The organism is Dyadobacter sp. (genome assembly GCF_039919315.1).
Taxonomy (GTDB): Bacteria; Bacteroidota; Bacteroidia; order Cytophagales; family Spirosomataceae; genus Dyadobacter.
In genome coordinates this window covers 18,276-27,809 of record NZ_JBDSFX010000061.1, presented here as the reverse complement: position 1 = coordinate 27,809, position 9,534 = coordinate 18,276, and the positions used below count along the sequence as shown (strand labels likewise).

8 protein-coding genes are annotated in these 9,534 nt (G+C 44.8%); 3 read left to right on the top strand and 5 right to left on the bottom strand.

Going from position 1 to position 9,534, the window contains the following annotated elements; all coding sequences use genetic code 11:
- Nucleotides 1–217: 217 nt before the first annotated feature.
- Nucleotides 218–1,813, top strand: a complete 1,596-nt coding sequence (locus ABIO93_RS17595; RefSeq protein WP_348069963.1) for a peptide chain release factor 3 — start codon at nt 218–220, stop codon at nt 1,811–1,813.
- Between the two features lie 71 nt (nt 1,814–1,884).
- Here ABIO93_RS17595 and ABIO93_RS17590 read toward each other — a convergent pair whose 3' ends face one another.
- From ABIO93_RS17590 to ABIO93_RS17575, 4 genes are all read right to left on the bottom strand, one after another.
- Complete coding sequence (locus ABIO93_RS17590) at nt 1,885–2,244, bottom strand: hypothetical protein (RefSeq protein ID WP_348069961.1); 360 nt, start codon at nt 2,242–2,244, stop codon at nt 1,885–1,887.
- Between the two features lie 69 nt (nt 2,245–2,313).
- Nucleotides 2,314–3,057 carry a DUF3307 domain-containing protein gene (locus ABIO93_RS17585; RefSeq protein ID WP_348069959.1) on the bottom strand — a complete coding sequence of 248 codons (744 nt, stop codon included), beginning with the start codon at nt 3,055–3,057 and terminating at the stop codon, nt 2,314–2,316.
- A gap of 6 nt (nt 3,058–3,063) precedes the next feature.
- Nucleotides 3,064–3,696, bottom strand: a complete 633-nt coding sequence (locus tag ABIO93_RS17580; protein WP_348069957.1) for a hypothetical protein — start codon at nt 3,694–3,696, stop codon at nt 3,064–3,066.
- An 86-nt stretch (nt 3,697–3,782) separates the two neighbouring features.
- Nucleotides 3,783–4,070 (bottom strand): hypothetical protein, encoded by a 288-nt coding sequence (locus tag ABIO93_RS17575; RefSeq protein ID WP_348069955.1) that lies wholly within the window; start codon nt 4,068–4,070, stop codon nt 3,783–3,785.
- Between the two features lie 164 nt (nt 4,071–4,234).
- Between ABIO93_RS17575 and ABIO93_RS17570 the strand changes: the two genes are divergently transcribed.
- Together ABIO93_RS17570 and ABIO93_RS17565 are read left to right on the top strand one after the other, a co-directional pair.
- The gene (locus ABIO93_RS17570; RefSeq protein WP_348069953.1) at nt 4,235–7,255 is read left to right on the top strand and encodes an amidohydrolase family protein; all 3,021 of its coding nucleotides are present in this window, start codon (nt 4,235–4,237) and stop codon (nt 7,253–7,255) included.
- A 56-nt stretch (nt 7,256–7,311) separates the two neighbouring features.
- Entirely contained in the window at nt 7,312–8,607 is a 1,296-nt protein-coding gene (locus ABIO93_RS17565) for an amidohydrolase family protein (protein WP_348069965.1), read from the top strand.
- A 54-nt stretch (nt 8,608–8,661) separates the two neighbouring features.
- Here the strand turns inward: ABIO93_RS17565 and ABIO93_RS17560 are convergent, their stop codons facing one another.
- Nucleotides 8,662–9,501: a S1-like domain-containing RNA-binding protein gene (locus ABIO93_RS17560; RefSeq protein ID WP_348069951.1), complete on the bottom strand. Its 840-nt coding sequence runs from the start codon at nt 9,499–9,501 to the stop codon at nt 8,662–8,664.
- Nucleotides 9,502–9,534 lie beyond the last annotated feature (33 nt).

The window sequence follows — 9,534 nt, the reverse complement described above, 5'->3', positions numbered from 1 at the left end:
ATAATGAACATTTTAGGCGCATTAGTTGCTTACTGCTTCTTTCCCAAAAAACCGTCACTTAATATTCAAAAAGTCAAAACAAACCAACTTTTTCTAACCGCCGCTTAACCCGAATTCACGTTATTTAGTAACAAATAGGTTGAAATCACAAGCTGTTGAATAAAAAGAGCTTATGATGTCAGCCGGAAAGATAAATGGTAGCGTCTACCAGCCCGGTATGAGTAATTTACAAGAAATAAAAAAGCGTCGTACGTTCGCAATCATCAGTCACCCGGATGCGGGGAAAACTACGCTTACTGAAAAGCTGCTGCTTTTTGGAGGTGCGATCCAGACGGCCGGTGCGGTAAAATCCAATAAAATCAAGAAGACTGCAACCTCCGATTTTATGGAAATTGAGAAGCAGAGAGGTATTTCGGTCGCTACTTCGGTGATGACCTTTGAATATAAAGATCTGTTGATCAACATTCTGGATACACCTGGTCACAAGGATTTTGCCGAAGATACGTACCGGACATTAACTGCTGTGGATAGCGTTATTCTGGTGATTGACTGTGTGAAAGGGGTAGAGGAACAAACGGAGCGGTTAATGGAGGTTTGCCGAATGAGAAATACGCCGGTGATTGTTTTTATCAACAAGCTGGATAGGGAAGGTCAAAATCCATTCGAACTGCTGGATGAACTGGAAACAAAACTGAGCATTCGTGTTCGCCCGTTGACCTGGCCAATCAACATGGGTGCTAATTTTAAAGGGGTTTATAGCTTATATGAACAAATGCTGTATTTCTTTAAGATCAATAAAACTAAAATTGAAAGTGATGTCGCGAAAGTAAGTCTGCAAGACGAAAATCTGGCGGAATTACTGGGGGAGAAAGACGCTGAGCAGCTGACAGAGGATGTGGAACTGGTGGAAGGCGTTTACGATGTATTTTCAGAAGAGGCTTATCAGAAAGGGCAATTGGCGCCGGTATTTTTCGGAAGTGCCATCAATAACTTCGGTATTAAAGAGTTGCTGGATACATTCTGTGAAATCTCGCCTATTCCTCAGCCACGTCCTACCGATGTCCGCGAAGTATCACCTATGGAGCCAAAGTTCACTGGTTTTGTATTCAAAATCCACGCAAACCTGGACCCTCGTCACCGCGACCGTATTGCGTTTTTAAGAATTTGTTCGGGTAAATTTGAAAGAGGTAAGTTTTACAGACACGTTAGATTAGGCAAGGATGTAAGGTTTTCAAGCCCGTTTACATTCATGGCCTCGGATAAAAGTGTAATGGATGAAGGGTTCCCGGGCGATGTGGTAGGACTTTATGATACAGGTAGCTTCAAGATAGGGGATACATTGACGGAAGGTGAAATTCTTCAATTTTCGGGTATCCCGAGTTTCTCCCCGGAGATCTTCAAAGAACTGATCAATATGGATCCCATGAAATCCAAGCAGTTGGAAAAAGGGATTCAACAGCTTACGGATGAAGGAGTTGCGCAGTTATTTACATTGGATTTGGGTAACCGTAAAATCGTGGGAACGGTAGGAGAACTACAATTTGACGTAATTCAATACCGTTTGGAACATGAATATGGCGCCAAATGTCGATGGGTACCGATGAATACTTCCCGAGCTTGTTGGCTTACTGCGGACGAGAAACCTGCGATGGACCAGTTTATTCGCTTGAAAGGTAATCAGATCGCTTACGATAAGGACCGGAACCCGGTTTTTCTGGCGGAATCTGAATGGATGATCAGAATGAACAGGGAAAATAATCCGGCGATACATTTCCACTTTACTTCCGAGTTTAAGACAGAAATGGCTGTTTAAGTCACAATATAAGAAAAGGGTTGCCGTCAAATTTGATAGCAACCCTTTTCTTTGTTTTAGATTATTCCAGATCAATTTCTGGGGCCTCTTCCGCCGCCATTGGAACGACGATCTTCCAGCATGGTTTTGTATTTTTCCTGTTGCTCTACGGTCAGGATTTTAGCTAGTTCCGTATTGAATGTCTCCATAGACGCCCTCATTTGTGAGCGATCCTGAGTTTGCGCGTCCCTGAGTTCCTGCACTTTCTGAGCACGCGCGAGGCTGAGGTTATAAACCTGCTTTTGCTGATCTTCGGAAAGGGCAAGATTTTCGGTCAATGTTTTGGTCTGATTCTCAGCACGTTTTTCAGGAGTTGCATTCGCTTCCTGACGTTGTGCAAAAGTGGTCATGCTTACTAGTGCCAGTATGATGGCAAACAATGTTCTCTTCATGGTTAAGAAGTTTAAATACTGGGGTTAGAGTTAAAAAGCGTGGATAGGTTTAACAGGAACTAAAACTTTTTAATAGAGCATTTTGACAGCCAATGCCACTGCGATCGCACAAGTGTAACTCATCAGAGTCCCTACCAGCACATATTCGGATTTTTTGCTGATGTACGCCGGTGGAATTTCTCCTCCCGCAGTTTTATCATTATATCTCAAAAGGGACTTGGCAGCGATCAGAAAGCCAATTGCTGAGAACTGACTTACCAGGACGAATACAAAAATGAGGAGCCTTTCGGACATGCCTATCCAGCGTCCTGCATTGGCCAGGTTATCATTAATGTCCGGCGCGAGCTTGGTGAGCTCTTCCCGCCAGGGTTTTGTAAGAATTCCTACCAGAAATGAAATAGGAGAAAGCGATAGGAGGGCTCCCGACAATATCGCCAGCGTTTTTGGCGTGTAAAGCCAGGTTTTAAAGGTTTCGAAGCCAGCATCTAATTTGTTGGTGATGATCAAAGTGGCTATGATAATAGTGACCAAATGAGCGACCTGGTCTGCTATGAACCAGGTAAGTGTTCCTTTTTTATCAAATTTTATTTTGAAAATATCGATAATACCATGTGCTGCGCCTAGTAGTACGACCGGCAAAGGATTGTCCCATTGGCCCAGCAAAATATAGGAAATGGCAATGACGAGTAATACATGAAAATAGAGGTACTTGGAGCGGAAAGATTTCTTCTTTTTGTCGATTACCCACAAAGTCGGCTGCCAGTAGAAATCAACAAGGACATGCGCCAGAAGGAGCAGCAAAAATTCAGTCATGACTGTTTATCGTTTTGTGTATAGTGCTAAATGCTTTGGAAAGGTAGCCAAAAAATTTTCAATTGCCCACCATTTGGAAGCCGCAACCCGCTGGCTTGCTGCCGACTGGCTAATGTGCAGGCTTTCCGCTATCTGAGTGATGTTTTGGTTTTGAAGCAAAGCCACGATCACCTCGCTTTGGGCAGTGGTCCAATTCTCAATAACCGTTTCCAGTAGATCAAGAGTAGCATTTAATGGCTCTGACGGTACCGGCAGTGCAATACCAATCCGCGCTTTTTGCAGTCGGATATGATCAGCCAAATGTCCTGATAACCTGAATGCTTCCCCGTCGGATGTCCCGGCGCGGTCGGTAACCAGTTCCGTTTTACCAATACCGATGGCAATCCGCAGGTCGGTATGGGGCGAGTTCGAGCGCATGGCTGCTCTTGCAAGCACCGCCACATGCATGGCGTCATCAGCGTTTTTTAATACACCCTGAAAGCTGTCACCGCGGTAGATCTCAGGTTTCAAAGTCCATTTAACAACTGTGCTTTCACGCAATATTTTTATCAATTCTTCCAGCCATAAAGCGGCGTCTTCCCGGGCAAAACCGGTGGAATTCACCATGTCAGCAGTGATGACAGCCTGAAATCGTTTCATAACTATATAAGCTTTTTACCTTATAATCGGTAAATATAAGGTAAAAGCCTTATATTGGTTCGATATAAGTAAAAAACCTTATATCTTTACAAAAAAGAATGCACTAATTCTTCCCATTCTTCTTTTATTGATTTTGTAAATACCTCTGAACCAGCACGTTTGTACCAATACCCAGCATTCCATGTGTCTCCTTCAACGCGATGCAAATATGCATGTAAACGATCATAAGAGCGTGTGCCCTCGCTGCTTTGGGCAATGTCGTGAGCAGCTTCCCAATCGCCCTTTGCATCGTACCAAAGTGCTTTCAGAAGCACAGAGATGCCTTCCGGTGGTGCTGAGAGAGAAATAGATTCCTTAAACTGGTCGTAGGTCATGGAGAAATAATTAGAATAAAAAGTGGCACAAGATGCGAAAAAATAAAATGAACAGGAAAATTCTGTTGCCTAATTGTAACTTCTCCTGAATCTGAGGGCCCGGCCCTGACTTTTTAAATTTACTTGTATATTGTAATGCTGAATTGTCATTAAATTAACAATATATGTTTAAACAAATATCAACCTTACTCACCGGGCTAACCATCGGGATATGCTGTCAGGCGCAGGGGACGTTTCCGCAGAATGGAGCTTATGATGAACGGCCCGGGCGATATGCTTTCACGAATGCGACAATCGTAGTGGATTCCAAAACAACCATTACGGCCGGTACCATGCTTATTGAGAACGGGATCATCCGTGAGGTAAGCAAGCAAGTCAAAATACCTGCCGGGACGGTGGTGGTAGATTTGAAAGGAAAATACATTTATCCATCACTCATTGACCTGGACTCGGATTACGGGTTACCCGAGGTGAAGAGGGAAAGGGCAGCGGGCGGAAGACAAACACCTCAGATTGAGTCTAATAAAAAAGGAGCGTTCGGCTGGAATCAGGCCGTTCAGCCGGAAACGGATGCCAGTTTGTTATTTACACCCGATGCTAAAAAAGCAGAAGATCTGCGTAAAAACGGTTTCGGCACAGTGCTCATCCATGCGCATGACGGTATTGTAAGGGGGAATGGCGCATTGGTGACATTAACGGACGAACCTGCCAACAAGGCGCTATTGAATAAAAAGGCATCTGCACACTTTTCATTCAGCAAGGGATCATCTTCACAAACTTACCCCTCATCCACAATGGGCGTGGTGGCTTTGTTACGCCAGAATTACTACGACGCTGATTGGTATTCCAAAGCCGCCGATAAGGAAACGAACTTGTCTCTGGAAGCTTTCAACCAAATAAAAAGCCTGCCCTCTTTTTTTGAAACCAATGATAAATACAGCATCATGCGGGCTGACAAAGTGGGGGACGAGTTTGGTATTCAATATATTATACGAGGCGGCGGCGACGAATACCAGCGTATTAAGGAAATAAAAGCTACGAAAGCCACGCTGATATTACCTCTTCAATTTCCTGATGCTTATGACGTGAGTGATCCCTGGGATGCGGATGTGATCAGTATGTCGCAGCTGAAACATTGGGAGCTGGCGCCTAAAAATACTTCCGAAGTGGCCAAAGCAGATATACCTTTTGCACTCACCACTTCCGGTTTGAAAAACAAGGCTGACTTTTGGAAAAACCTAAAAACGGCCATTGAATATGGTTTGTCAAAGGAAAGAGCATTGGAAGCATTAACCACATTACCGGCGAGCCTGATCAAGGCAGAGGGGCAGGTAGGAAGCCTCAAAGCTGGGCTGCTTGCCAATTTTATCATCACGTCCGGGGACTTGTTTGGTAAGGATAATGTGATTTATGAAAACTGGATCCAGGGGAAAAAATTTGTCTTAGCCCCAATTAATGCGCCCGACATTCGTGGAACCTACTCATTATCTCTAAATAATCAGCCTGCCGGAAAAATACAGATTACCGGTTCTCCCGAGAAGCCAGAGTACAAAATTGTCATTCAGGATTCGATTAAAATCACTCCCAAGGCGATCCTATCCAATGAATTGCTGACATTGACTTACCAGAATAAACCCTCCGGAACAGTACGTCTAACAGGCTGGCTTACAGGAACCGGGCTGGCGGGGGAAGGTGTATTACCCGACGGATCGACCATTTCCTGGACTGCAATACTGTCAGAAAAATTCCAGCAAATAGCGGTAAAAGATTCTACTAACACGAAGCTCAAAGGAACCGGGCCGGTTGTGTATCCTTTTGTAGGATTTGGAAATGAAGAATTGCCCAAATCGGAGACAGTACTGTTCAAAAATGCGACAGTATGGACCAACGAAAAAGAAGGTATCCTTCAAAATTCCGACGTAATCGTGCAAAATGGTAAGATTACTAAAATCGGGAAAGGACTGGCGGCTCCCGCTGGCGCACGGACTGTCGACGGGACAGGCAAACACCTTACCAGCGGAATTATCGATGAGCATTCACACATAGCGCTGTTTACGATCAATGAAGGCGGGCAATCCAGCTCAGCGGAGGTGAGAATGAGCGATGTGATCAATCCTGACGATATTAACATTTACCGGCAGCTGGCGGGTGGCGTTACAGCTTCTCATTTGTTGCATGGTTCTGCCAATTCAATCGGTGGGCAAAGTGCTTTGATCAAGTTGAAATGGGGTGCCAGCCAGTCGGAAATGTTGTTGCCTGAGGTAAAGACAATCAAATTTGCATTGGGAGAAAATGTGAAACAGTCCAACTGGGGCGATATCGTACGGACTCGTTTTCCGCAAACCAGAATGGGTGTGGAGCAAGTATATTTTGATCACTTTATTCGTGCAAAAGAGTATTCCAATGCGTGGAAAAAATACAATGCGGCCTCCAAAAAGCAGCCGGGGATGGCTCCACGGCGCGATATTGAACTGGATGCCCTGGCGGAGATCCTGGACAATGAAAGGTTCATTACCTGTCACTCGTATGTTCAGTCGGAAATCAATATGCTGATGCATGTCGCCGATTCGCTGAAATTCAGAATCAACACATTTACCCATATTCTGGAAGGCTATAAACTAGCCGACGGAATGGCCAAAAGAGGAATTGGCGGTTCAACATTCGCTGATTGGTGGGCATATAAAATGGAAGTGAAAGAAGCGATTCCGTACAATGCAGCATTAATGTACCACGAAGGGGTCACAGTTGCGATCAATTCAGATGATGCGGAAATGGCACGGAGGCTGAATCAGGAAGCGGCGAAAACCGTGGAGTATGGCGGAGTACCTGAGGAAGATGCATGGAAAATGGTGACACTGAATCCAGCCAAATTACTGCATGTGGATCAACGGATGGGCAGCATTAAGGCTGGAAAGGACGCGGATCTGGTACTTTGGAATGCCAATCCATTGTCCGTGTATGCACGTCCGGAATTTACGATGGTAGAAGGTACCGTTTATTTTGACCGGAAAATGGATGAGGAAAAGCAAAAATCAATGGCAGTTGAACGTGAAAGGCTGATCCAGAAAATGCTGGGAGATAAAGCGGAGGGCAAACCTACCCAAAAGCCTCAGGCTACCCAACCGCGTATGTGGCATTGCGAGGATATCGTAGGTGTTCATACGGAGCATGAAGGAGCCAAGTGATTTTTCATTTCATTGATTTTCAATTAGATATTATGATAAAAAATAAATTAGTCCCGGTGCTTGGTTGCACATTGTTGCAATGCTTAGTCTTGATTTCCGGAGCAATTGCACAAAATCCGGCACCCGCAAAAGTCCAGTCGAAGCCAATAATCCTAACCGGCGCCACCATTCATATTGGGAATGGGCAAGTGATCGAAAATGGTGCCGTGGCATTTGATAAAGGAATTATTACTCAAATAGGCCCGGCCTGGATTATCAATGACAATGGATCGGAAGTGATTGATGTTAAAAAGAAACACATTTATCCAGGCATTATCTCGCTGAATACCACTGTTGGATTACAGGAAATTGCGTCCGTGAGAGCAACGCTGGATTTTGATGAAGTGGGGCAGATCAATCCGCATGTAAGGGCATTGGTCGCTTATAACACGGATTCCGAAGTGATCCCGACATTGCGGGGTAATGGTGTCCTGGTTTCGCAATCAGTGCCGCAGGGAGGCGCGATTTCGGGTTCTTCGTCTGTGTTTTACAGCGATGGCTGGAACTGGGAAGATGCGGTTTTGAAAAAGGATGATGGGATATGGCTTACCTGGCCACCGTTTTTGGCAAGCACATTCAACTACGATGATTTTACTGTTTCGGTTAAAAGAAATGAAAAACGTCAGGAAGTGCTGGATCTTTTTAAATCCACGTTTTCCGATGCAAAAGCGTATTCCGAAATTGCTAATCCAAGTCCGGTAAACTTGCGACTGGCAGCGATGAGGCCATTATTTGATGGTTCTGCGAATCTGTACATTCGTGCTGATTATGCCAAGGACATCATTGAGGCTATCAAATTTGCAAAGGAAGCGGGGGTTAAAAAGCTGGTAATAGTAGGAGGGGATGAGTCCTATAAAGTGACTGCATTTTTGAAAGAAAACAATGTCCCCGTGGTTCTGAATCCCACACATCGCTTGCCGGGCAGAGTCGATGAGCATGTATATATGCCTTACGAATTACCTGGGCTACTTCATAAGGCAGGTGTTAAAGTGGCAGTTACCTATGCAGACGAATGGTGGCGCACGCGTAACCTCGCTTTTCTGGCGGGTACTTCGTCGGGTTTTGGTAATGTTGCGCCAGAGGAAGCGCTGCAATTTATCACCAGGAATGCAGCGGAAATCGTAGGGGCGGACAAGGAAGTAGGGACCCTCGAAAAGGGTAAGCAAGCCTCACTGATCGTTTCCGAGGGAGATATTCTTGATATGCGGGGCAATGTCATCACGATGGTCTTCATCAAAGGCGGGAAGGTAGACCTGGATGATAAGCAAAAGCGGCTTTATGAGAAGTATAAAGGGAAGTATGGTAAGAAGTGAAACAAAAAATGCCGGGCGACCGGCATTTTTTGTTTTGATATGAAATAGATTCGCTCAATCTTCCCCAACCAAATAAATCCCATCCTCTGCAATTTTGATCAAGCCCTGCTTGTACAGCCCGCCGATCGCTTTTTTGAACGTCTTTTTGCTGATTTGTAATCTTTTGTAAATATCCTCGGGAGAACTGCTGTCGGAGATGTTGAGGAAACCGGCAGATTTTTTGATTTCGTCCAAAATCTGCTGAGCAGTGGGTTCAATGCTGTCATAACCAGTTTTTTGGAGGCTGATGTCCAGCTTATTTTCCTCCCGGATCTTTTTGACGTAACCTTTTAAGGAGTCGCCGGCTTTGAGATCACGGAAAACTTCATTGGCGTAAACCAGGCCCTTATGGTATTGATTTACTATCGCATTGTATCCCAAATCCGTTTTTTGCCAGATCAAAAGATCTACTTCGTCGCCTTCTTTGACAGTCAGTCGCTCGTTTTCGAGAAACCTGTCAATTTTGGTCGAAGCAATTAAACGCGACGATTTTTGATCCAGATAAAGGAAAACAACATGACTTTCGCCAATTTCCATAGGTCTGCTCTGCTCCCGAAAAGGAACAAAAAGATCCTTTATTAACCCCCAATCCAAAAAAGCACCATGTTCGGACACGTCCTTCACTTCAAGGAACGCAAATTCGTTACGAATGATTTTCGGGGTTTCAGTCGTTGCGACGGGGCGATCTTCGGAGTCGAGATAAACGAATACCTTAATGTTGTCGCCTACCTGCATTTCGTCGGTCAGGTATTGGTTGGGAAGCAGTACTTCTTCACCCTCCACGTCACTCAGAAACATTCCTACGCTGGTTACCCGCTCGATGGTCAGGTTGTTGTATTTTCCTATAAAAAGCATTATTCGAAGACAAAAGTTGTTTGCAAAGGTAAT